Here is a 24,013-nt window from a genome sequence, read left to right on the forward strand (position 1 = left end):
CTACGTCATAAAATGAGTGAGTTGTCCTATCTTTTAAAAGGCAAAACTCGTATTATTGCGACCGAAATCCTGTGGCTGCAGCGGCAATCTAAATGTATTGTCAGCTGCCCACTTTATAATAAAAGGGCCACCTTAAGGTGGATTTTAGTAACCAGCAAAAGCAGCAACGGAACTCAACATGAGCCAGACAAAACCGTTAAATGTTGAATACAACTATAGCGTGGTCCGCCTCTTTGCCATCACTACCGTTTTTTGGGGTATTATTGGCATGGTGGTGGGTTTATTAATCGCGGCACAGTTATACTGGCCAGCGTTAAACTTTGACACTCCCTGGCTGACTTACAGCCGACTGCGCCCATTGCACACCAATGCGGTTATATTTGCCTTTGCTACCAGCGCATTGTTCGCGACCTGTTATTTTATCGTGCAACGAACTTGTCAGGTCAGGCTGTTTGCTGAAAAGCTGGCAATGTTTACTTTTTGGGGTTGGCAGACCGTTATTGTGCTGGCCGTCATCACGTTACCGCTGGGCATGAGCCAAAGCAAAGAGTATGCCGAGCTGGAATGGCCCATCGATATTCTGATCACCATCGTCTGGGTGTCCTTTGCCATTGTGTTTTTTGGCACTCTGGTAAAACGTAAAACCAGCCACATATATGTGGCTAACTGGTTCTATGGCGGCTTTATTATCACTGTTGCAGCCCTGCATATTGTTAACAGCATGGTGGTGCCGCTGAATCTGTTTAAATCCTATTCAATATACGCCGGTGCTGTAGATGCCATGGTGCAGTGGTGGTATGGCCATAATGCAGTAGGTTTCCTGTTAACGGCCGGTTTCCTGGGTATGATGTACTATTTTGTACCTAAGCAAGCCGGACGGCCGGTGTATTCTTACCGCTTATCTATTGTCCACTTCTGGGCGCTGATTGCGCTGTACATCTGGGCTGGCCCGCATCACTTGCACTACACTGCCCTGCCTGACTGGACGCAATCGTTAGGTATGGTAATGTCAATTATCCTGTTTGTACCAAGCTGGGGCGGCATGATCAACGGTATCATGACCTTATCCGGCGCCTGGCATAAACTGAAAACTGACCCGATATTACGCTTCCTGATTGTGTCGTTGTCGTTCTACGGTATGTCAACCTTTGAAGGGCCAATGATGGCCATCAAATCGGTGAATGCGCTGTCGCACTATACTGACTGGACCGTTGGCCATGTGCATTCTGGTGCTCTGGGCTGGGTAGCGATGATTTCGATTGGTGCCATGTATCACCTGATACCAGTAGTCTATTTCAAGGCAGGTATGTACAGTACTAAGCTGATCAATACTCACTTCTGGTTGCACACTATTGGCGTGGTGTTGTACATCGTCGCCATGTGGATCTCCGGCATTATGCAGGGCATGATGTGGCGCGCAGTGAACACTGACGGCACCCTTACCTACAGTTTTGTGCAAAGCCTTGAAGCGTCTATGCCTTTCTATCTGATGCGCTTTATTGGTGGGGTATTCGTAGTAGCCGGTATGTTGATTATGGCATACAACGTATACAAAACCGTCCGTAGTAAAGATGAAGTGGCACAAGCTGTGCCTGCAGCGGCATAAGGGGGCGTCATGTCGAAGAATCATCACGAAAAAATTGAGAAGAGTGTTGGCTTGTTGGGCATTTTCACCGTAATTGCCATCAGTTTCGGTACTCTGGTACAGATTACGCCACTGATGTTTATGGAAGAAACCAAACAGCCGATAGACGGTTTAACCCCCTACACTGCTTTGCAAATGGAAGGTCGGGATATTTTCATCCGCGAAGGCTGTACCAATTGCCATAGTCAGATGATCCGCCCGTTCCGGGCAGAGGTTGAACGCTATGGCCACTATTCAGTGGCAGGCGAAAGCGTCTGGGAACACCCATTTTTATGGGGTTCAAAACGCACCGGGCCAGATTTAGCCCGGGTGGGAGAGCGTTATAGCGATGATTGGCATTATGCCCATTTAATGGACCCGCGTTCAGTGGTACCGCAGTCGAATATGCCGGGGTATCCCTGGTTAGACCGCAACCTCCTGGATGGCAAATACACAGCCCGCAAACTTGAAATCTTCCGTGGTTTTGGCGTGCCTTATACAGATGAGGACATTGCCGGCGCCGCGGATGCAGTTAAGGGTAAAACTGAAATGGAAGCCCTGATTGCTTACTTGCAATCTCTCGGCACGGCGTTGAAGTAACCATTATGGAATTTGCAACAGTTCATAGCATTTTAACCGTGATTTTGTTTGTCGGCTTTGTGGCTTTCGTTATCTGGGCTTACAGTAAGAAACGTAAGAAAGATTTTGACGAAGCCGCTAACCTGGTATTTGACGACGAACCAAAATCAAAAGAACAAGAAACCAAACGGGAGTCAGATCATGAGTAGCTTTTGGAGTGCTTGGATCATCGTTTTAACTTTACCGGTGCTGATTGGCTGCTTTGTTTTACTGCGCTGGAATTTAACCAACTACGTTGGCGTGCCGGAAGACGAAACTACCGGCCATGAAGTTGATGGCCTGGAAGAGGTCAACAACCCGCTGCCAAAGTGGTGGACTTACATGTTTTATGCCACCCTGATCTGGTCAGTGTTTTATCTGGCGGCCTATCCGGGCCTGGGTAACTGGCCAGGTTTTCTAAACTGGACCAGCTCTAACCAGGGCATTAAAAGTCTGGCCGAATCACGGGCCGCAGTGGAACAGGCGAAAGCAGATGGTCGTTATGTGCAACTGGACGCTGAAAACGCCACGGCAGATGCCGTATATGGGCCGGTATTCCAACAATTTGCTAAACGTGACGTGCTGGACCTGGCCTATGATGCCGACGCCTTGAAAATTGGCCAACGTTTGTTCTTACAAAATTGCGCCTTGTGTCATGGTTCAGATGCCCGCGGTCAGCGCGGCTATCCAAACCTGACAGACAACGACTGGCTGTATGGTGGCTCGCCGGATAAAATTAAAGAAACCCTGCTCTATGGTCGCAGAGCGGCCATGCCAGGTTGGCAAGCCGCCCTGGGTGATCAAGGCATTAAAGAAATGACGGCCTACGTACTTAGCTTATCTGGCCGGGCGGTAAACGATCAGCTAGCCAGTGCCGGTCAAGCCAAATTCGGTTTATGTGCTGCTTGCCACGGTGCTGATGGCAAAGGTAGTGTGGCGCATAACCTGCCATTTGGGGCGCCTAACCTGACCAACAACATCTGGCTGTACGGCGGTTCAGCATCAGCCATTGAAGAAAGCCTGATCCATGGCCGTTTTGGCGTGATGCCTGCGTTTAAAGATACTTTAGGTGAAGATAAAGTTCATATCTTAACCGCTTATGTTTACCGGTTATCCAACCCGGAAGATAAACGGTAACTAGCGCTGGCTGAAAATCAGGCAAAATGACACTAAGCCCCGTAAAGGGGCTTAGTATTATCAAGCAAGAGGTAACTATGCAGCTGGATACAAAACCCTGGTATAAGCAAGTCTGGCCCTGGATCCTGATTGCCATTCCAGTGGTCACCGCATTGCGGGCGATTTACGCCGTTGTGCTGATGCAACAAAATCCGCCGAGTATGGTTGTTGATGATTACTATCAGGCGGGGAAAAATATCAATTTACAGTTATCCAAATACCGTGAAGCGGCGCTGCGCAATCTAAATGCTACTGTACTGATCGCTGGTAACCGGGCGGTTGTGCGTTTTGCCGAAAATGCCGTATTAGACGACAGCATTCATCTGGATTTTTATCACCCAACCCTGGCAGAGCAGGATTTTGCTGTCGACGCCAAGCGCAGTGGCGAGCTGTTGTATGTAGCAACCTTACCGCTTACCCCTACCGGCAGATGGCGGATCAACGTTACTGATGACAGCAAACAATGGAAACTGCGGGTGACAACCACCCTGCCCGCTGAGCAAGAAATTAAGCTCGGCTATTAGCCGGCATTTTAGCAAAGCTAAGCAGAGGCCGCCTTGGCTATATCTCGTTGTTATCATTGCCATGAACCCGTCCTGACCGGCGAGCGCTTTCAGTTGCAAATTGATGCAGAGCAAGCGCTATTCTGTTGTGCCGGTTGCCAGGCGGTGGCCGAAACCATTATTGACAGCGGCCTGGCTGATTACTACAAATTTCGCACCGAGGCGGCGGTTAAGGCCGAACTGGTGCCCGCTGAATTGCAAAACAAGCTGCAACAATATGACAGCGCCGATGTACTGGCTGACATCAGTTACCAACAGCAGGACATGACAGAAATTGAACTGTCGATCAGCGGTATGAGTTGCGCGGCCTGCGCCTGGCTAATTGAAAAACAGTTAAAGAAACAACCCGCCGTAAGCAAAGTCAGTATTAATTCGTCAACTCAGCGAGCTCTGCTCAGCTGGCATCCTGAACAATTGCCGCTAAGTCAGATTATGCTGCTGATTAACCAGTTGGGTTATCAGGCCAGCCCCTTTATTGCTGATGAGCAAGAGCAGCAGTTTAAGCAGGAATTAAACCGCTACCTGAAGCGACTGGCGGTATCCGGCATTATGACTATGCAGGTTATGATGCTGGCCTTTGCCTTGTATTTTGGCGAATACAGCGGTATAGAGCCATCACATGAGGGCTATTTACGCTGGATTAGTATGCTATTAACGTTGCCCGTGGTGTTGTATGCCGCCCTGCCTTTTGTCAGTAGCGCCTGGCGCAGTATTAAAGCACGGCAAATGAATATGGATGTGCCGGTTAGCCTGGCGTTGTATTACACATTTTTTGCGTCGGCCTGGGCCACGGTATTTCAAACGGGTGAGGTCTATTTTGAGTCGGTTTGTATGTTTACCTTTTTACTGCAACTGGGTAAATTTTTTGAGTTCAGGGCCCGCGCCCGCGCCAGGGATTCAACCAGTAATCTATTAAAAATCATGCCGGTGACCGCCACTTTGTTACAGGATGAAACGCTAAGCAGCTGTTCAGCCCGCCGCTTGCAAGCCGGTGATATTATTCTGGTTAAAGCCGGCGAAACCCTGGCAGCGGATGGCAAAGTGCTGACAGGCCACAGTTCGGTAGATGAGTCGATGCTTAGCGGTGAATATTTGCCGGTACCCAAGCAGCCCGGTGACGAGGTGCTGGCGGGCAGCGTGAACCACGATGGCGTATTAACGGTGCAAGTGCAGCAGCCATTGCAACGCTCCAGGCTTGGCCAGATAATTCAGTTGCAGCAACAGGCACTGCATCAAAAACCGAAGCTGGTTGAAAAAACCGATCAGCTGGCGAAGTATTTTGTCGAGCGCCTGCTGCTTATTGCCCTAGCTACCTTTTTGCTGTGGTATTTCTGGCTCGACAGCAGCCGGGCATTCTGGGTAACCCTGTCAGTACTGGTTGCTACCTGCCCCTGCGCCTTAAGCCTGGCAACACCAACAGCCATCACCTGTGCATTAGCCCAGTTAAATAAACGCGGCATTATGATTAAAAATAGTCAGGCACTGGAGATGCTGCCGCAAATCAGCCATATCGTGCTGGATAAAACCGGCACCCTGACTGCCGGCCATTTTTCCGTCACCCACTGTCAGCTGTTAACAACAGCCTATAGCAAGCCAGAAGTACTTAACCTGATTGCAAACCTGGAACAATACTCCGAGCACCCTATTGCTGCAGCCTTTAGCCGCTACTTAACAGAAATCCTGCCACTGTCTGACATTAGCATTCACATCGGCCAGGGCATCAGTGCTAACTGGCAAGGACAGCAACTTAAAGTCGGCAGCGCGGCCTTTTGCCAGCAAACAGCCCTAAACAATGCCATGGTGTATCTCAGTCTGGACAATCAGCCACTGGCCGCCATAAGTCTGGCGGATGAACTACGCGCTGAAGTGGCGACACTGGTAACAAACCTGCAGCAACAAGGTTTAAAGGTTGGCATGCTGACAGGCGACAGCTCAAACCAGCCCGAGCAACTTAGCGCTTTATTACAGCTGGATTTTTGCTACAAAGGCTGTAATCCGGAGCAAAAAGTAGCACATATTCAACATTTGGTGGCGCAATCACATAAGGTGCTGATGCTGGGTGATGGTATCAACGACAGCCCCGCTTTTAACGCCGCACATATTTCCGTCGCCGTGCATTCCGGTAGTGATTTATCAAAAAGTCAGGCAGATGTGTTATTGTTGCAACCGCAGCTGAATTTAGTTCAGCAGTTACTGCAGGGTGGCAGGCAAACCAGCCGGATTATCAAGCAGAACCTCGCCTGGTCGGTTGGCTACAACCTGATTATTATTCCATTGGCAGTAGCAGGTTTTGTGTCGCCCTACATAGCGGTATTAGGCATGTCATTCAGCTCTTTGCTGGTGGTGTCTAACTCGCTCAGGCTTCTGAAAAAATGAGTCGCTGAAAAATGAGTATTATTTACGTCTTAATTCCTATCGCCATTTTATTTGTAATGCTCGGCCTGGCTATTTTTTTCTGGGCAGTGCGCAGTAAACAGTTTGAAGATCTCGACAAGGAAGGCTTTAGTATCTTGTTTGACGAAGACCAGCAGGAAAAGCAGCCCAGGCAGGATAACCGCGATAAATGAGTGCCGATTTGCTTGCTGCATTACTGATTGGTTTACTCGGTAGCAGCCATTGTATCGTGATGTGTGGCGGCATAGTGGCCGCATTACAATTAGCTATTCCCCAGCGTAGCTTTGGCTGGAAACTGAGTATGCAGTTGCTGCTAAGCCTGGGGCGGTTAACCACCTACACCCTGCTGGGTGGCCTGGTAGGCTACTTTGGAGTACAGGCGATGGCGCTGGCCGGTGCCTCTTTGCTGTGGTTACGCTTAGTCGCCGGCATCCTGTTATTGCTAATGGCACTGTACATTGCCAGGCTATGGTTTGGTTTAACCCTGCTGGAACGCGGCGGCCAGCATCTGTGGGCCTGGGTTAAACCGCTGAGTCAGAAGTTGATGCCACTTAACAGCCTGCCGAGGGCCTACGGCTATGGTTTATGTTGGGGCTGGCTACCTTGCGGTCTGGTTTATTCTACCCTGGGCTGGAGCCTGGCCAGTGGCAGTGCCAGCCAGGGAGCACTAATTATGTTGTGTTTTGGTATTGGCACCTTGCCGGCCCTATTGAGTTTTGGCAGCCTGGCCAGCAACCTGAGCAAATTTAAAAACCGGCCAGAAGTTCGTTATACTGCTGCCGGCATATTAGCTATTTATGGTATTTATACGATATACCTTGCTTTAAAAAGGCTGGTTTTTTAAGCTGTGACAATAAATTTCAGGAACAATCAGGGATCGCCATCATGCAACGTTCAGCCATAAATTGTCAGGATTGCGGTTTTAGTCAGTTATGCTTACCGTTTTCGCTGAGCGAACAAGAACTTAACCGACTGGATGACATTATTCAACGCAAAAAGCCGCTGCATAAAGGCGACATGCTGTTTGAAAGTAACACGCCATTAAAAGCCTTATACGCTATTCGCTCTGGCTCCTTTAAGACCTTTACCTTAACTGAGCAGGGTGAGCAACAAATCACCGGTTTTCATTTACCTGGCGATGTCATAGGTTTTGATGCCATTAATACCGAGCAACATAACAGTTACGCAGAAGCACTGGAAACCGGCATGGTATGCGAAATACCCTACCCTAATCTGGAGACTTTATTAGATCAATTACCCAAGTTGCGTCAGCAGTTAATGCGGCTAATGAGTCAGGATATTCAGGCTGATCAGCAAATGCTGTTGCTGTTAAACCGCAAAACAGCCGAACAGAAACTGGCCACCTTTTTAAATCATCTGGCGCAGCGCTTTGGCAGTCGTGGTTTTTCTGACAAAGCCTTCCGTTTATCAATGACCCGCAGTGACATTGGTAACTATCTGGGTTTAACCGTAGAAACCATCAGCCGTTTGCTGAGTAAATTACACAAAGAAACCATAATTAACGTCGATGGCAAGCTAATCACCATTGTTAACCCGACAGCAATGCAACAACTGGCGGGAAATTGTTAGTTTTTTTGATGTAGCACAAACTGAACTTACCCCTAAGACGATTTTATTGACTACACTTGCTGTTAATTATGGCTGACCAAATACAATTAGCAGGGAGTGTGTAATGAGTGTTTTCAGTAATGTGTTAGTGGTGCTTGACCCGACTGACGATCAGCAAAAGGCTCTGAATCGGGCTTTAGAGTTTGCCCGCAAACAACCTTGTAAGCTAACTGCATTCTTGTCGGTATATGACTTTTCCTATGAAATGACCACTATGCTATCAGGAGATGAGCGGGAGTCGATGCGCCAGGCGGTGATCCATGACCGCGAGCTTTGGGTTAGCGAACTGATCAGTGATGCCAGAAATCAGGGCATTGCGATTGAGTTAAAGGTGGTGTGGCATAACCGGCCTTTTGAAGCCATCGTCCATCAGGTGCTGGAGCAACAATTTGATTTGGTTATCAAAGGCACCCACAACCACGATATTTTAAAATCAATGATCTTTACTCCCACCGACTGGCATGTTTTGCGTAAATGCCCTTGCGCCGTACTGCTGGTAAAAGAACATGAATGGCCTGAAAATGGCAATATTATAGCGGCTGTCAATGCCGGCAGTGAGCAAGAGCACCATCAATCACTGAATCAGCGGGTGATCAGCAACGCCAAAGCCATGGCAGAGGTGCTGCAAGGCCAGGTGCATCTGGTCAATGCGTTTCCCGGTACCCCAGTCAATATCGCAATAGAGATCCCTGAGTTTAATCCACAGCAATACAACAGTGCCATGCGCCGCCATCACGAAAATGCTGTCGCTGAGTTGGCAAAACAATATGATATAGCTGAACACTATACCCACGTGCTGGAGGGCATGCCCGAAGATATTATTCCGCAGCAGGCCACTGAACTCGATGCGGAAATGGTGGTGATTGGCACTATTGGCCGCACCGGGCTGTCTGCTGCCATTATCGGCAATACTGCCGAGCATTTAATAGACCAGCTGGATTGTGATGTATTAGCGCTAAAACCAGCAAACTTTGTCAGCCCCCTCGATAAACATTAAAATCCGCTCTATGGTAATGGCGCACTCTTGGTTATAATGTGCGCCATTTTTCTGTAGGGTTTTGGTAGTTATGTCTCATGCAGCGCAAGCAAAAGCACAGTACAATTTAAATAAACTGCACAAGCGGCTGCGCCGTGGCGTTGGTCAGGCCATCAGTGATTTTGGTATGATAAGCGACGGTGACAAAATTATGGTGTGCTTATCGGGGGGCAAAGACTCCTACACCATGCTGGATATTCTGCTGAACATGCAACAATCTGCGCCGATTAACTTCAGCATCATTGCCGTAAATCTCGACCAGAAGCAGCCCGGCTTCCCGGCAGAGGTGTTACCTAATTACCTGCAAGGTATTGGCGTCGATTACCAGATAGTAACAGAAGATACTTATGCCATTGTTAAAGATAAAATACCCGAAGGCAAAACTACCTGTTCTTTATGTTCCAGGCTACGCCGCGGTATTTTGTACCGTACGGCCAAAGAGTTGGGCGCAACGAAAATAGCGCTGGGGCACCATCGGGATGATATGCTGGAAACGCTGTTTTTAAACATGTTTTATGGCGGCAAGATGAAGTCAATGCCACCAAAACTGATCAGTGATAATGGCGAACATATCGTGATCCGGCCGCTGGCCTATTGCAAAGAAAAAGACATTGAAAAATATGCGCAGGCGCGCCAGTTTCCGATCATTCCCTGTAATTTATGTGGCTCGCAGGACGGCCTGCAACGCCAGGTAATAAAAGAAATGCTGCAAGACTGGGATAAACGTTTCCCCGGCCGGATTGAAACCATGTTTCAGGCGATGCAAAATGTGGTGCCATCACATTTAGCCGACAACAGCTTGTTTGATTTTGCCGCGCTAAGTAAAGGCCATACTCTGGCACTGGAAGGTGATACCGCTTTTGATCATATCAGCGTACCTGCCGTGCCAGTGGGCTTAGCTAAAGACGATGAGGACGAGCCCGAACAGCACAGTGTCAGCAGCGGCGTGCAAATCGTGCAGTTAAGCTAACTGCACAGGGTACCGACCAGTTGCTGTAGAAGCCAGCTGGCGGTTATTCTTCCAGAAAACGGCGGTTAAAGCGGATCATACTGCTTATTTCAGCAATATACTCTTCACCGCGCTCTGAATAGCGACCCAGCCCGGCGGCCAGTGCTTCACCGCGGATGGGTTTGCGCTCAGCCCTTAACTGCGCCCGGATGTCTCTAAGCTGTTCATAGGTATGAAAGGTATTTAAATTATAAAAATAACTACGGATACTTTGTTCCGGAGTCGAAAATTTAGCGACTTCATGGCTTTGATCCTCGCCGCGGCTCAGTGGTACCAGGCCACAGCCTTCACGAAAACACCACTGACCGAAAAAATTAAAACCTTCAACGGCAAAGCGGCTGGTACCCCAGGCCGATTCATTTGCTGCCTGCATTAATACTAAACTGGCCGGTAGAATATCCACCCGCTTTAACAATTCGCCCAGCATTTGTGGATCTGACTCAGCGACATTCATCCGGAACTCATCATACAAACTATACAAAAAAGCATATTCCTCAACTGTTAGCCGTTGGTTTTTATGCTTTTTCTCTGCAAGTTCCAGCAGTTGCTGACGTAAGTAACGTAGCCGGTTGTTCTCGCGTTGCACATGCGGTCGCAAATAGTTAAAAAACGCCCTTTTCTTAGCATTGGTATCGTTAATGGCATCAAAGTCCGGCAAGGGCATAAAGGCTATTGCCGGCTCGGTATAAGCTAAACGCTCCAGCACTTTTTTCTGATCTGCCTGGCTTAGCGCGGCAATTCTGCCTGGCTTTTGCCACTCGTCCAGCGAGTCTTGCTGCGGCACAGGTTGCAACCCAACAAAGGGACTTAACGCCGCAAACCCCACCATTAGCCAGCCCACTACTATTACGCTTTTTTTAATCAACACATCACCACTTGATTTTGCAGTTTTAAGCCTGCCTCTACTGGCAAATTCATTAACTGTCTGTCGTTATCCTGGCGTATTTTAGCCTTTGCTTGCGTCAGATTGAACTAAAAAAAACTTTAAGCACTATTTCAGATAATTTTATGCCCTGTCGCATTGCAAATTGGCCGCGGTTATGTGACAACTACACTTTGAATTTTAGCTATCTGGATGGATATAACTTTAGGGGGCAACACTGTTCTTGCTATGAAACCAATAGAGCGCTCAACCAAACTCGATGGAGTCTGTTACGACATTCGTGGCCCTGTGGCACGGGAAGCTAAACGGATGGAAGAAGAAGGCCACCGTATTTTAAAGCTGAATATTGGCAATCCGGCGCCTTTTGGCTTTGAAGCACCGGACGAAATACTCAAGCATGTGATCCATAATCTGCCAACCGCACAAGGCTATTCTGACTCGCAAGGCATTTACCCGGCACGGGTCGCCGTGGCACAGTATTATCAGCAGCGCGGTATTCTGGGTGCTGACGCAGACGATGTCTATATTGGTAATGGTGTGTCAGAGCTTATTCTAATGTCATTACAGGCGCTGTTAAATAACGGCGATGAAGTACTTATCCCCTCCCCCGACTATCCGCTATGGACCGCCGCTGTTAACCTGGCTGGCGGCAAAGCGGTGCATTATCGCTGCGACGAACAACAAGACTGGTATCCGGATCTGGCTGATGTAAAAGCTAACATCAGTAAGAAAACCAAAGCTATTGTGCTGATTAACCCGAATAACCCCACCGGCGCGGTTTATGATAAAGCCTTTTTACTGGAACTATTGAAAATTGCCCGCGAGCACCGGCTGGTAGTACTAAGCGATGAAATTTACGACAAAGTACTGTTTGATGGCACTGAGCATATCAGTACTGCCTCACTGGCCGATGATTTAGTTATGTTAACCTTTGGCGGCTTATCAAAAAACTACCGGATTGCCGGTTTTCGGGTTGGCTGGTTGTTTATATCCGGCGCAAAAAAAATGGCGCAGCATTACATTGAAGGTTTAAATGTACTGGCCTCAATGCGGCTGTGTGCCAATGTCCCCTGCCAGCATGCAGTGCAAACTGCATTAGGTGGCTATCAGAGCATTAATGAGCTGGTGGTGCCAGGTGGCCGCTTATATGAACAAATGGACTTAGCCCATAAGCTGGTGACTGAGATCGACGGTTTAAGCTGCTTCCGGCCCAAAGGCGCCATGTACTTATTTCCCAAAATAGACCGCAAAAAAATCCGGATTAAAGACGATGAGTTATTTGTGCTGGATTTTTTGCGCCAACATAAGGTATTGCTAGTTCATGGCCGGGCTTTTAACTGGCCAGAGCCTGACCATTTCAGGGTAGTCTTTCTACCTCATAAAGAGCAACTGCAAGCTGCACTGGCTAAGCTGGCGCAATTTTTACCTGGCTATAGCCAATAATGGTGGGGTTTTCATTCCAACAGGCGTTTGAAAGCCTGACCTCAAAGCTGGCGGCTGTGGTTTTTTATGCTTTTGAGATTAATGGCGTAGCCATACCCATGGTGTTGCTTTGGCTGATCAGTGGTGCCCTGGTTTTCACCTGCTACCTGGGGTTTATTAATGTCCGGGGTTTTGGCCATGCTGTCGGTTTACTGAAAAATAATAAGCGCAGCAGTGACAGCGGCGAAATTTCACCCTTTCAGGCGTTAACCACCGCGCTGTCGGGTACGGTTGGTACCGGCAATATTGCCGGCGTGGCGATTGCTATCAGCCTGGGCGGGCCCGGCGCCACGTTCTGGATGATAGTGGCGGGCTTGCTCGGCATGTCTACCAAGTTCGTTGAATGTACCCTGGCAGTAAAATACCGGCAAATAAACGCAGATGGCAGCGTGTCCGGTGGCCCGATGTACTACATTAAGGCCGCGCTGGATAAATTTAATTTGCCGCTAACCGGCACTATACTGGCCATGGCGTTTTCGGTATTTGTTATTTTCGGCTCGGCTGGTTTTGTGCATGTTAATCAGGGTTTTGTGCAGGTAAAAACGGTAACCGGTTTTGATAATGCCTGGTTGTTTGGCGCTATTTACGGCCTGTTAGTTGGCGCGGTAATTATTGGTGGCTTAAAAAGTATCGCCCGGGTAACCAGTAAACTGGTACCCCTGATGTGTGGTATTTATCTGGCTGCATCGCTGCTGGTGATGTTTACCCACGCCAGTGCTATTCCCTCAGCGCTGTGGTTAATTGTTCAAGGTGCTTTTACGCCAGAGGCAGGCTATGGCGGTTTTATTGGCGTGCTTATTCAGGGTTTTCGGCGCGCGGCCTACTCCAACGAAGCGGGTATTGGCTCATCGCCGATTGCCCATGCCGCCGCACAAACTAAAGATCCGGTAAGCCAGGGTTTTGTCGGCTTGCTGGAGCCATTTATTGATACCGTGGTAATTTGTACCATTACCGCTTTAGTGATCATTTTAACCGGCGCTTATCAAACCCCGGGCCTGGACGGCGTACAAATTACCTCGGGGGCTTTTGCCTCAGTAGTAAGCTGGTTCCCCTGGGTGTTAATGGTGGCGCTGCTGCTGTTTGGCTTTTCGACGGTGATCAGCTGGTCATATTATGGTTTAACCGGCTGGCGCTATCTGGTGGGCCAGGATAAACGTTTAACTAAGCTATATAAGGTACTATTTTGTTTGATAGTGTCTATCGGCGCGGTACCTAATGTGATGGCGGTATTCGATTTTATTGATTCAATGATTTTCTTAATGGCGGTGCCCAATATTCTGGCGTTGTATCTGCTACTGCCCGAGGTCAAGGCCGATTTAACCGCTTATTGGCAAAAGCTGCCACGTTAGCTTGCTAACGTGGCATGCCGTATGAACAGGCATTTGGCTTCAACAGCACAAATAATACGCAGCTTAAGCAGCTTGCTCAGTGGCCGGCTTTTTCTCAGCCTTTGCCGGCTCAGCTTTTAATTGAGTTTTGCTTTGCCCCACCGCGGGCTGTTCGGTGTTAACGACAGCTTTTGCCGGCTTTTTGGCGCCTAACGCAACCAATAAGGCGTCTTTGTGTTGTGCCAGATACAATGCCAGCGCCTCAGTTTGCGCTTCGTCAGCCAGTAAGGTGCTGGCGCTTAACATACCGGCTAACTCATCTGCGGTATCGAGCATTTTGTCATAGGCATCGGCCTCCGCTTTTGAGGTAAAGGTCATCTTTTCTACTCCGTTGCGCTCTACAATGTATTTAGTTACCACTGCCATTTCATTGCCCCTGATTAATTTTAACTGTTATTTTATACAGTATAAAAAGCAGCTTGTCGAGTGCTCGAAATAAAATCGATTGTCGCGTAGTATAGAGACTGTTAAGTGGACATTTTTTTCATGATTAAGGAAGGTTATGACAGCAAGGTGGTCAGCGCGCTATTCAGAGGGCAGCCATGACAGGCCCAACGATCAACGCTCGCCGTGGCAGCGCGACCGGGCCCGCATATTGCACTCGGCCGCGTTTCGGCGGCTGCAATCGAAAACCCAGATTTTAGGCATTGGCCAGAACGACTTTTACCGGACCCGGCTGACGCATTCGTTAGAGGCCGCGCAAATAGGTACCGGCTTAGTCAGCCAACTTGTTAAAAAATCTGCAGCGCAGATCCAGCCGATATTGCCGGACGCCAGCCTGATGGAAGCACTGTGCCTGGCGCACGATATTGGCCACCCGCCTTTTGGCCATGGTGGTGAAACCGCACTGAATTACAAAATGCTGGCTGCAGGCGGCTTTGAAGGCAATGGCCAGACCTTACGGATAGTGGCCAAGCTTGAGCCTTACACCCAACAGCATGGTATGGATTTGGCCAGACGCACCCTGTTGGGTTTATTAAAATACCCGGTATTGCAACCGCCGTTGCCGATACCTGCCGGCTCAGTAAACCCGTTAAACCTGAATAACTGGAAACCGGCCAAGGCTATTTTTCAGGCTGACGCCGATATTCTGGACTGGGTGCTGCAGCCACTTAGCGCAGCAGATCGTGATGCCTTTCAGCAGGTGGATACTCTGGAGCAGTCGCCTTTTATTAAATCACGGTATAAATCGCTGGATGCGTCCATCATGGAGCTGGCAGATGATATCGCCTATGGCGTGCACGATTTAGAGGATGCTATCGTACTGGGTAATGTCAGCTATGAGCAATGGCTGCACTACACCGGTGATGATATGCAGCAAATTGGCGTCAAACTGTTCAGTAACGAGCACCATATCCGCAAAGATGCCATCGGCTCTCTGGTTAACCGGCTGATTACCTCGGTTGAGGTGTATCAGGCGTTGCCGGAAGCCAGCGAACCACTTATCCGTTTTAATGCCCGGCTGCCCAGTGTGGAAACTGCAGTGTTACATAGCCTGAAACAGCTGGTATTTAATTGTGTGATTCGCCAGCCGTTAATTCAGCAGTCACGTTTTCGCTGCCAGAATATGTTATTGCAATTGTTTGATGCCTTTGCCTCTGATCCCAGCCGCTTGCTGCCATTAAATACCCAACAGCGCTGGCATAGTGCCAGCGGGCAAGATGAAGGCCTGCGGGTAATTTGCGATTATATATCCGGCATGACCGACGATTATGCCGAGCGTATGCATAAAACGTTGTTTGGCCCTCTTTAGCAACACATCAAGCACCCGACGCTGGCAGTTGCCGGCGCCATAGACATGGAGAAACCTGTCGTTTTGGATAAACTTCGTGTACTGGCTGGCCCTGGCGCGCTGGCCCACATTCAGAAATATGGCTTGCAAGCCGACGATATTAGCGTGCTGGTAGGTGCCAGTGGTGGCCCAAAATGGTTTAGCTTATTTGGTTTGGATCAATATTTGCTGGGTGATTTTTTTGCCGCGCGGACTAAGCCGCTGCATTTGCTGGGCAGCTCAGCCGGCGCCTGGCGCTTTGCCTGTTATGCTCAGGCCGATGCTGTGGCAGCATCAGCCCGCTTTGCCAAAGCGTACGCTACTATTTGCTACCCGAAAGGCGCTGATATTCACGAAGTGACCCGCATTTCAGCGGCAATAATTGATGAGGTATTTCCGACAGATCAGCATGTTGCAGAGATGCTGGCTAACCCGGTAATGAAACTGAACCTGATAGTCGCCAAAGCAAAAGGGGTCAGCCGTAGCCAGCGCAAACTGGTGCAGGCTGCCGGCTTAACCCTGGCGGCCGGTGCCAATTTATTAAACCGGCGTTATCTGCAACATTTTTACCAACGGGTACAGTTTTATCCTGAGCATAGCCCGGCGCCCTTTCATCACAATTCCGGCCTGTCTACTCAGCATGTGCCGCTAAGCCAGGCTAATTTACGCCAGGCGCTAATGGCCAGCGGTTCTATCCCGTTAGTGCTGTCACCGGTACGTGATATTGCCGGTGCCGGCCCCGGTTTGTATTTTGATGGCGGCATTACCGACTATCACTTTGATTTGCCCTTTAGTAACCACGGCCTGGTGCTGTATCCGCATTTTTATCCGCAGCTTATCCCCGGCTGGTTCGATAAAGCCTTAACATGGCGCCGGGCCAAGCCGGCCCACTTACACAATGTGGTATTGCTCTGCCCCAGCGCCAGCTGGATAGCCAGTTTACCCAACAGCAAAATACCCGACCGAAATGATTTTAAGCTTAGCGACCAGCAGCGTCTGGCTAACTGGCAAACCGTGCTGGAACGCTCACACGAACTGGCCGAAGCTTTTGCCCGCGGCCAGTATCAGTTAGAGGCGCTGTAACCTGCTATGCTTGAAGGCGCGGCTATTGCGCCTTAGCCGCGTTGCCGCTGTCGGGTAATTCCGCAGTTAGCGGGGTGATGCTAAATTCCGCCGGCACAATATTCAGCTGAACGCCAAAGGCACTGCCACTGTCCAGTAAGCCATCTAGGTATTGCCAGTAACCGGTAGTAAACTCGTCCTGGCTAAACTGCAGGATAAAACCACTCCCCGGGCCCTGGTGTAAATAACTGATCACCTCTTTACTGCCTTTATTATCAACTAAATCAAAAGTCAGCATATCTTTGAGCCGGCTATTACGGCTAAACACGCCAGACACCACAGGTTTGGCCAGGTTCAGATATTCATGCCCTACGGTCGCCGACTTTAACGGATTAGCGACAAATTGCTCAGTTTCAAAATGATACTGATCGCCGCCCTGCATCACACTAAGCCGCACATTCTCAATATGATAACCATGTGGGTTTTCAATGCGCCTGGCGTTCCTGACATCAATTGCGGTTACTGCGCCGGCACCAATCACCTGCGCACTGCTGTTATAGGCGGTATACACCAGCGCGGTATTTTCATCAATACCAAAGCCCATAGGAAAGCGCGTTTTATTAAGCTCAGTGGCCACAATTAAGCGGCCAAAGCGTGCCTTGCGATCAAAATGCTGGTCGATAATAGCATGCGGAAAAAAACCTAAGCCCTGAGCGAGCAGCAGCGGGCCATGTTCCTGATCCTGCATGCCGCTGTAGCTGTTGGTGGTGCCCTCAGTTAAAGCGCCCCAGGAATCACCGGCGGCTATCATCACCTCACTCATCATGGCTGCGCCGGCACTGGTGCCACCGACGACACCACCGCGTTGATACAAGGCCCAGATTGCCTCAAGCAGCACTGATTGCTTGCCATCAGGTGCCAGTGTGGCGGTGATATTCAGCTGATCGCCACCTAAAAACCAGACCGCCGTGTACTGGCTCAGCTGTTCGGCCAGCCTGCTGTCGGTGGCGCCGCTACGCCACTTGCTTTCGTCCACATCAGCAGTACTTTTGTCATCCTTTACCGCAACCGGAAATAAGGTCATTTGGTCAGCATCCAGGCCATAACGCACCATATCTGCCTGAAATTGCTTAAAATACTTAACAGGCTGGCCACTTGCTGCCGGTATTACTGCCACCCGCGCCTGTAAATCGCCACCGGCCAGCTGAATAAACCGCTGATACACTTCAGCATTCGACCCCGCCAGAGCACCACCCACCAGTACCAAGGATCCTTTTTTCAGCTCTGGCTTGGGTTCAGGGGTCACCGTTTCGTTGCAGCCAAGCAACAGGCCTAAACTTAAAACAGAAATAACAATATGCTTCACAGAATTTGCTCCATTCTTATTGCTTTATAGTAGGTATAACAGGCTGTTGTTATTATTAGCGCCCATCGCAAAGAGTACCAGATTACTGCTGGCAAGGTCACCTACTTAGCAGTAAGCTGTAGCTAACCTGTCAGCTATTAATCGTTCTGTGGAGTTACTGTCAATGCTAAGCTCACTGCTATTAACCTTGTTTATTGCCATGCTGCTGCCCTTTTTAGCCAAAGCGCCACTGGCCTTTGCCATGCAAAAAGCCGGCGGTTACGACAACCATAACCCCCGAGCGCAGCAAGCTGCCTTAACCGGCTTTGGCCAGCGCGCCAACGCCGCCCACTACAACAGCTTTGAAGCGCTGATTATTTACGGCTGTGCGGTACTTATCGCCGTCGCGGCAGGCTCAGGTACCGTCGATAACACCACCGTAATGCTGGGCTGGGTATTTATCGCCAGCCGCGTTGCCTATTTACTGTGTTACTGGTTCGATTACGCCACGCCCCGCTCTGCGGTGTGGCTGGTAGGAATTATAGCGGCCTTTAGCATGGCAGCTCGGGCAGTGCTGGGGTGAGCAAGACAGATCGGTTAAATATAGCTTTTACCGGTGGGTTTTTAGCATAAAACACAGACTGCTATCTGATTTGTCTGCTTGTTCTGCAAAGCCCAGTGTTGTGTAAAGGTTAAGCGCATAAGTATTAGCCCGGTAGACATTAAGGGTTATTGCACTGGCACCAGATGCCCAGGCATGATCAAGCAGGTACAGGCAAAATTGCCGAGCCAGCCCCTGTCCCCGATAGCTTGGATGGCTAATAATTCGGGCAAGGTGATACACTCCCGGCGCTTTCGGCATCAGTTGACCAAAAGCCAGTACGCCAATATCCGACAGGCCACAAAAAGCATTGGCAGGCTCAAAAGCAATGTCGGCTGCCAAACGTTGCCGCTCAAGCGGAAAAGTCACCAGAGGCCCAGCCCAACGGCAGCACTGCTCTGCGGTGCCTATCCATGTTATTACGGTATCAAGCTCAGTTACTGATGCGGGGGCAATCTTCATTTGGGGTACGTGCTCCTTGCAATGCAGAATAAACTGCAACTATCAAACCATCTCGTGATTTCTGGCATCCACTTCATAAGGTGCATCCAGGTAACCAAATTGCATAATTCCGCCAATGTAGCGGCTTAACTCCAGCAGATAGGCGTCCTTATCCACCAGAATGGCTTTGTAGCGGCCTTGAAACAAATGCCCTACTCGTTTGTGTTTTTGATTAAATGCCTGAGTGTAAGTGCCGTTAAGCTGCCGCATACCTTTACTAAGATTCGCATCAGGTGTTTCAACCAGCAAATGGTAGTGATTGGTCATCAGGCAATAGGCATAAACAACCCAGTTATATTGCTCGCATACCTTACCAAGCAGAATTAAAAACAGCTCAAAGTCACTATCGTCAAAATAAATAGCTTTGCGCTCATTGCCCCGGCTGGTGATATGGTAATGCGCCCCGGCAAATTCCAGCCTTAACGGTCTTGCCATCTCGATTGTTCCATCTGATGCCTTGTTACGCTAAATCTAGTGGATTTTCTGAAAAAGGCAAAAGGCAAGACCTGACCCTATGATTCACAAAACCTGACCCTATGATTCCACAGTGATTCCAGTGATTCCAGGGAGGAGTTTAAAATTGAACAATAATTTCTACCTAGCAAAGTTTTTCGTGATAATACTGCCTGTAGATCTATCAATTGAATAGGAAACTTGTCGGCCATACTTAGTCTTGCCACCAAGTGTATGTCCCTCCTCAGGGTGGAATTTAGGCACAAAGGTGACGGTTAAGATTTCCGAGGCACTAATAATTACCGTGAAGTTTGCTATTTCATAACCAAACTTTTTAAAATCCTCATATGCCGAATTAATACCAAGTATGACATCACCATCAAGTCGTGCGCTTGTTGTTAAGTCCATAAATTCCCCATCACCCGCTGCTAAAGCCACTTTAGCGTTATAACTAACTACAATTAGTAAAGCTAATAATATTTTAATCATCTTCATGCTTTGGTTTGTCTAGTACATAATGCTTTTTACTCTTCGCATCGTAACCCCGATAAATTTCTCCGGGCGTTCCAACATATCCTTTATACTCTGTCGAGACATTACCTCTCGCATTCGCGATATCTATATCTGGAACTGAAAAGTGGTCGCTATTAAAGTCATCCAATGCCGGGTCACCTGTCCTTACAATATTATCATTCTCGTCAAATACTGAATACTCTCCGTGTGTATGCCAATATCCCACCTCCACCGTATTTTCAGGGACGGCTGCAGAACCGTCAAAAGGATTTACACCATCTTCGTCACCTATTATTGGACCAGTAAATCCATACATACCATCAAGATCTTTAAATATTAACCCCCCATACTCTAGGTTGTGCCTTTTAGACAAAGGATTGGCAATTTTCATGATATGTAAGGCGGCCTCATCGCTGGTTTTAAACCTTTTACAAGCTTCCCCTTCCTTACAACTCAACCCCAACGGATCCACCCAATTGATATGATTGGGCGCGTATTGGTAATGGTTAATCCCGCCTAACAGGCCGATGGGGTCCTGGCTGATAAAGCGGCCGGTTTCGGGGTCGTAGTAGCGAAAGTGGTTGTAGTGTAACCCGGTTTCGCTATCAAAATACTGGCCCTGCAAGCGGATGGGGTTAGCAATTTCGTTGACCGTTACCGTCGCTTTACCAAACACCGAGTAGCTGGCTTGCCAGACGATGTTGTTGTTGCTGTCGGTTAACGATAACGGCGTGCCCAGCTGGTCCAGCTGATAGTAATACACCTTGCCATTCTTTAGTAACAGCAACGGCTTGTTAGTGCCGGGCTCGTATATATACCAGGTGTTCTGGCCCGCACAGCTTTCGCCGATGAGCTTATCGCCATCCCAGAAATAGTCAGTACGCTCGCCCTGGCTTACTTTGGCGCTGCGCCGGCCAAAGGCATCGTACTCGTAGCGGCTGATGGCACCGTTGCAGCTTACGCTGCTCAGCTGGTTAAAGCCGTTAAATTCGCGCTGCTGGGCAGTAGATTTATCCCCTGCCGTGGCGCTTTGCTGGTTGCCGCTATCGTCGTACTGGTATTGCCTGCCATGATACCGCAGCAGGCGGTCTTGCTTAACCTCTATGCCCTCACCGCTTGGGTTACCAAAGCTGTCCCACTGGTGGCTTTCGCTTTGCGCCGGGTCGGTGCTGTGCTGCTTACTAACCAGCTGGTCCAGTGCATTGTACTGATACTCGGTATCGCCCAGTTGGTTATCCGTTACTTTTTGCAACTGATGCAACACACTGTAACTATAGTGCCGCTGTTGGTGTTGCTCGCCGCGCTGCCAATGCTGGGCGGTTAACCGGTTAAACGCATCATACTGTTGCTGCAGCTGCAGGCCGCTCTGGTATTCACGCGCGGTTTCGCGCCCGGCACTGTCAAAGGTGCGCCATAATAGCGGTTCGTTGTTAACCGCCAGTTGCGCCAGCTGGCCTTCTTCGTTGTAACGATAATCCAGGGTGGTGCCGTCGGGCAGCGTGGTGCTGCTGCATTTACCCTGCTCGTTGTATTGATGGGCAATGCAGCTGTTATCCTGCCAGACTTCGGTAAGCTGGCCGTTTAAATGATAACCAAAACGCAGTTTGCGCTGGCCATTACTGGCCCGCAGTACCCGGCCTATTTTGTCATAGTAAAAATGGTTATTGGCCAGGCTCTGGCCATGCAAGGCGGTTTGTTCGGTAACGCGGCCGCGCTTATCGCGCTTTACCTTCAGCTGGCGTTTACTGCCATCGCGTACTGTCGCCACTTTGCCGTTAATATCGTACTGAAACTGCTGCTGGCGGCCATCAAAGCCTTGCAGCCGCACTGGCCGCTCCTGCGCATCATAGTCCAGCTGATAACGGGCACCGTCGCTGCGCATTATCGCGGTTAAGTTGCGCTCATTATCATATTCGTAGTTAAAGGCACTGCCATCGGCCTGCAGTATACTGACAGGCTGGCTTAAGCCGCCGTACTGGCGCTCGGTTTTGTCGCCATTAGCGTTGCTAGTGCTTAGCAAGCGGCCACTGCTGTCATAGCTGAAATGCTGTTCGTGCCGCTGGCTCGGGTTATCGGCCGGGTATTGGCTTTGCTGCAACAACTTACCGGCCAGATTGTACTGGTATTCAGTTACCAGGCCGCTGGCGTCCACCATGCCGTTTAGCCGGCCAAGGCTGTCGTAGCTGTAACGGGTTAGCGCATCATTGTGTTTTACCGCCAGCAGCTGGCTCTCGTCGCTCCACATTAAGCGCTGAATGCCACCGCCAGGCAGGAACACCTTTTCCAGCTGATTATTACTGTTGTATTGGTAACGGCTAGCCGTATTATCGGGCCCGGTTTCATTGAGCAGTAGGCCTGCGGCACTGTATTCGCGGCGCCACTGCCGCCCTTCGGCGTCAATAATCACGCTGCGTTGGCCCAGCTCATTGTATTGTAAATGGGTAATGGCGCCGTCGGCCTGCTCCAGCGTTACCAGCTGGCCATTGTCATTATAGTAAAAGCGGGTTTTACTGCCGTCCGGCAGGGTTTCGGTGGTTTTCTTCCCCTGCTTATTCCAGCTGTATTGCCAGGTAGCGCCATCCGGCGCCACTTTTTTCAGCAGCAGGTTACGCTCGTCGTGAAAATACTGCCAGCAATGGCCGTTACTATCGATACTGCTGGCGCTGCGATTGCTGTCATCATAGCTAAAGCGGTAGTCATAAATGCCATTGTCACCCCAGTTGCGCACGCAACGGGCAGCCGGGCCATTCCCCTGCCAGCTAAAGTAATGACAAAAGCCACTGGCCCGCTGCCGTACGGTGATCAAGTGCTGGCTATACTGATACTGCTCTGCTTCAGCACCGCTATTAGTGGCACTGACTAAATCTTGCTCATCGTTATACTGATAGTGCGCCAGCACCACTTCCGTTGCCTCAGCACCCCTGCCGCTTAAGGTGACAGCTTCAATCCGGCTCAGTAAGCCCGCGCTGTTGTAATGCAGCTCTACGCCTTTTTGGCGGGTGTAGTCGATACGGCTCAGCTGGTTTTGCCGGTTATAGTACAGCTGCAGATAACGGCCTAAACTGTCCATTACCTGATGCAACTGCCAGCTCGATTTATTACCTACTGTCGGTGCAAAGATCCAGTGGGTGTTATCGGGTTTTAACAGTACCAGGCTACCATCTGCCTCTGCGCGCAGCGCCAGCTCTTCAGCCAGCTGATAACTGGTTTGGCCGGCAGCGGGCCTGGCAAAATGCAGGTGGCGGCCTTCTTCGTTCACCAGCGTCAGCGAAACGGCGCCAGCGTCATCGGTAGTAATGTCGATAGATAAATGAAAGTTACTGCGCCAACCATAACCCAAGCCAATATTCTGATGGCTTTGGCTGGAGCGATAGGTCCGCAGCCACTGCATCGGTAAGGGGCCGGCCAGTTCAAAGTCGGTGAGCTCGAGAATTTCTTCACCGGTACACATAGAAACCGGATCGCCGCATGTCTCAACTTGATCAGTGCCAGGTGTTTGCTGGCCGGCAGCATTGGCACCGCTTTGCGCTGACACCACAGTGTCGTTGCCGGCTGCCGGGGTATCAGAGCTTTTACCGCCCCGTTCCAGCGCTTTGCTGCTAGGCGGCGGTGGCGTAACTGACTCTGGGGCGGTCAGCACTGCTTTGCGTTCTGCTTGTTGTAAAATATGCAGCTTGCCATCCAGCAAGGCACTGGCCAGGGCGCGGCATAGTTCCGCATCCCGCACTGCGCTCCAGGGCGCAGCGATATCAGTTACCTGGCTACAAAACCACTGATAAACATGACGAATGCTGTCGCTTTGGCTGGCGCTGCGATCAAACGACTGCCGCAGCCAACTGGTTGCTGCATCCCGGCTGGTAAACTGCATAGGGGTGCCGATTTGGCCGGTGTTTTCTGTACAAAACACATACATATTGCCAGAGCGGGATTTAAGGGTTAAAGAATGCGCAGCCATGCCAGTAATA

General features: G+C 49.7%; 22 protein-coding genes and 1 pseudogene. 16 read left to right on the forward strand and 7 right to left on the reverse strand.

Annotated elements, in window-relative coordinates; all coding sequences use genetic code 11:
• The first annotated feature begins 178 nt into the window (after window positions 1–178).
• The 11 genes from ccoN (at window position 179) to ttcA (ending at window position 10,010) form a co-directional block, all read left to right on the forward strand.
• Window positions 179–1,606 (forward strand): cytochrome-c oxidase, cbb3-type subunit I, encoded by a 1,428-nt coding sequence (gene ccoN, locus WG68_RS05070; RefSeq protein WP_046556546.1) that lies wholly within the window; start codon window positions 179–181, stop codon window positions 1,604–1,606.
• A 9-nt stretch (window positions 1,607–1,615) separates the two neighbouring features.
• Window positions 1,616–2,224, forward strand: a complete 609-nt coding sequence (ccoO, locus tag WG68_RS05075) for a cytochrome-c oxidase, cbb3-type subunit II (RefSeq protein WP_046556547.1) — start codon at window positions 1,616–1,618, stop codon at window positions 2,222–2,224.
• A gap of 5 nt (window positions 2,225–2,229) precedes the next feature.
• A complete protein-coding gene (locus tag WG68_RS05080) occupies window positions 2,230–2,412 on the forward strand; it encodes a cbb3-type cytochrome oxidase subunit 3 (RefSeq protein ID WP_046556548.1) in 183 nt (60 codons plus the stop codon).
• Window positions 2,405–3,379, forward strand: coding sequence for a c-type cytochrome (locus WG68_RS05085; RefSeq protein ID WP_046556549.1), 975 nt, complete (start codon window positions 2,405–2,407; stop codon window positions 3,377–3,379). The genes WG68_RS05080 and WG68_RS05085 overlap by 8 nt, the downstream gene beginning before the upstream one ends.
• A 77-nt stretch (window positions 3,380–3,456) precedes the next feature.
• A complete protein-coding gene (locus WG68_RS05090; protein ID WP_046556550.1) occupies window positions 3,457–3,942 on the forward strand; it encodes a FixH family protein in 486 nt (161 codons plus the stop codon).
• Window positions 3,943–3,975: 33 nt separating this feature from the next.
• Window positions 3,976–6,357: a heavy metal translocating P-type ATPase gene (locus tag WG68_RS05095; protein ID WP_046556551.1), complete on the forward strand. Its 2,382-nt coding sequence runs from the start codon at window positions 3,976–3,978 to the stop codon at window positions 6,355–6,357.
• A gap of 11 nt (window positions 6,358–6,368) precedes the next feature.
• Window positions 6,369–6,548 carry a cbb3-type cytochrome oxidase assembly protein CcoS gene (gene ccoS, locus WG68_RS05100; protein ID WP_046556552.1) on the forward strand — a complete coding sequence of 60 codons (180 nt, stop codon included), beginning with the start codon at window positions 6,369–6,371 and terminating at the stop codon, window positions 6,546–6,548.
• The gene (locus WG68_RS05105) at window positions 6,545–7,219 is read left to right on the forward strand and encodes a sulfite exporter TauE/SafE family protein (protein ID WP_046556553.1); all 675 of its coding nucleotides are present in this window, start codon (window positions 6,545–6,547) and stop codon (window positions 7,217–7,219) included. The genes ccoS and WG68_RS05105 overlap by 4 nt, the downstream gene beginning before the upstream one ends.
• A 41-nt stretch (window positions 7,220–7,260) precedes the next feature.
• A complete protein-coding gene (gene fnr / locus WG68_RS05110; RefSeq protein ID WP_046556554.1) occupies window positions 7,261–7,965 on the forward strand; it encodes a fumarate/nitrate reduction transcriptional regulator Fnr in 705 nt (234 codons plus the stop codon).
• Window positions 7,966–8,068: 103 nt separating this feature from the next.
• Window positions 8,069–9,001 (forward strand): universal stress protein UspE, encoded by a 933-nt coding sequence (gene uspE, locus WG68_RS05115; RefSeq protein ID WP_046556555.1) that lies wholly within the window; start codon window positions 8,069–8,071, stop codon window positions 8,999–9,001.
• A 70-nt stretch (window positions 9,002–9,071) separates the two neighbouring features.
• Window positions 9,072–10,010 (forward strand): tRNA 2-thiocytidine(32) synthetase TtcA, encoded by a 939-nt coding sequence (gene ttcA, locus WG68_RS05120; RefSeq protein ID WP_046556556.1) that lies wholly within the window; start codon window positions 9,072–9,074, stop codon window positions 10,008–10,010.
• A gap of 43 nt (window positions 10,011–10,053) precedes the next feature.
• Here ttcA and WG68_RS05125 read toward each other — a convergent pair whose 3' ends face one another.
• Window positions 10,054–10,917, reverse strand: a complete 864-nt coding sequence (locus WG68_RS05125) for a glucosaminidase domain-containing protein (RefSeq protein ID WP_235357674.1) — start codon at window positions 10,915–10,917, stop codon at window positions 10,054–10,056.
• Between the two features lie 243 nt (window positions 10,918–11,160).
• On the opposite strand from WG68_RS05125, the gene WG68_RS05130 reads away from it, so the two are divergent.
• Both WG68_RS05130 and WG68_RS05135 read left to right on the forward strand, forming a co-directional pair.
• On the forward strand, window positions 11,161–12,375 hold the full coding sequence (locus WG68_RS05130; RefSeq protein ID WP_046556557.1) for a pyridoxal phosphate-dependent aminotransferase: 1,215 nt from the start codon (window positions 11,161–11,163) through the stop codon (window positions 12,373–12,375).
• Entirely contained in the window at window positions 12,375–13,763 is a 1,389-nt protein-coding gene (locus WG68_RS05135; RefSeq protein ID WP_046556558.1) for an alanine/glycine:cation symporter family protein, read from the forward strand. Before WG68_RS05130 ends, WG68_RS05135 begins: the two co-directional genes overlap by 1 nt.
• 63 nt (window positions 13,764–13,826) lie before the next feature.
• Here the strand turns inward: WG68_RS05135 and WG68_RS05140 are convergent, their stop codons facing one another.
• Complete coding sequence (locus tag WG68_RS05140) at window positions 13,827–14,168, reverse strand: YebG family protein (protein WP_046556559.1); 342 nt, start codon at window positions 14,166–14,168, stop codon at window positions 13,827–13,829.
• 136 nt (window positions 14,169–14,304) lie between these two features.
• Here WG68_RS05140 and WG68_RS05145 point away from each other — a divergent pair, with 136 nt between their 5' ends.
• On the forward strand, window positions 14,305–15,555 hold the full coding sequence (locus WG68_RS05145; protein ID WP_046556560.1) for an anti-phage deoxyguanosine triphosphatase: 1,251 nt from the start codon (window positions 14,305–14,307) through the stop codon (window positions 15,553–15,555).
• A 63-nt stretch (window positions 15,556–15,618) separates the two neighbouring features.
• Window positions 15,619–16,656 (forward strand): patatin-like phospholipase family protein, encoded by a 1,038-nt coding sequence (locus WG68_RS05150; protein WP_235357675.1) that lies wholly within the window; start codon window positions 15,619–15,621, stop codon window positions 16,654–16,656.
• A gap of 22 nt (window positions 16,657–16,678) precedes the next feature.
• Here the strand turns inward: WG68_RS05150 and WG68_RS05155 are convergent, their stop codons facing one another.
• Window positions 16,679–18,001, reverse strand: a complete 1,323-nt coding sequence (locus WG68_RS05155; protein ID WP_046556562.1) for a cyanophycinase — start codon at window positions 17,999–18,001, stop codon at window positions 16,679–16,681.
• A 163-nt stretch (window positions 18,002–18,164) separates the two neighbouring features.
• On the opposite strand from WG68_RS05155, the gene WG68_RS05160 reads away from it, so the two are divergent.
• Window positions 18,165–18,563 (forward strand): MAPEG family protein, encoded by a 399-nt coding sequence (locus WG68_RS05160; RefSeq protein WP_046556563.1) that lies wholly within the window; start codon window positions 18,165–18,167, stop codon window positions 18,561–18,563.
• Between the two features lie 27 nt (window positions 18,564–18,590).
• Here WG68_RS05160 and WG68_RS05165 read toward each other — a convergent pair whose 3' ends face one another.
• The 4 genes and pseudogenes from WG68_RS05165 to WG68_RS05180 form a co-directional block, all read right to left on the reverse strand.
• A complete protein-coding gene (locus WG68_RS05165; RefSeq protein WP_046556564.1) occupies window positions 18,591–19,043 on the reverse strand; it encodes a GNAT family N-acetyltransferase in 453 nt (150 codons plus the stop codon).
• A 114-nt stretch (window positions 19,044–19,157) separates the two neighbouring features.
• Window positions 19,158–19,517: pseudogene (locus WG68_RS05170) on the reverse strand (transposase); the annotation flags it as partial.
• Window positions 19,518–19,676: 159 nt separating this feature from the next.
• The gene (locus WG68_RS05175) at window positions 19,677–20,024 is read right to left on the reverse strand and encodes a hypothetical protein (protein WP_152663032.1); all 348 of its coding nucleotides are present in this window, start codon (window positions 20,022–20,024) and stop codon (window positions 19,677–19,679) included.
• A complete protein-coding gene (locus WG68_RS05180; RefSeq protein ID WP_052748971.1) occupies window positions 20,017–24,003 on the reverse strand; it encodes an RHS repeat-associated core domain-containing protein in 3,987 nt (1,328 codons plus the stop codon). Before WG68_RS05180 ends, WG68_RS05175 begins: the two co-directional genes overlap by 8 nt.
• Window positions 24,004–24,013: the final 10 nt, after the last annotated feature.

The organism is Arsukibacterium ikkense, assembly GCF_000987775.1.
Lineage (GTDB): Bacteria > Pseudomonadota > Gammaproteobacteria > Enterobacterales > Alteromonadaceae > Alishewanella > Alishewanella ikkense.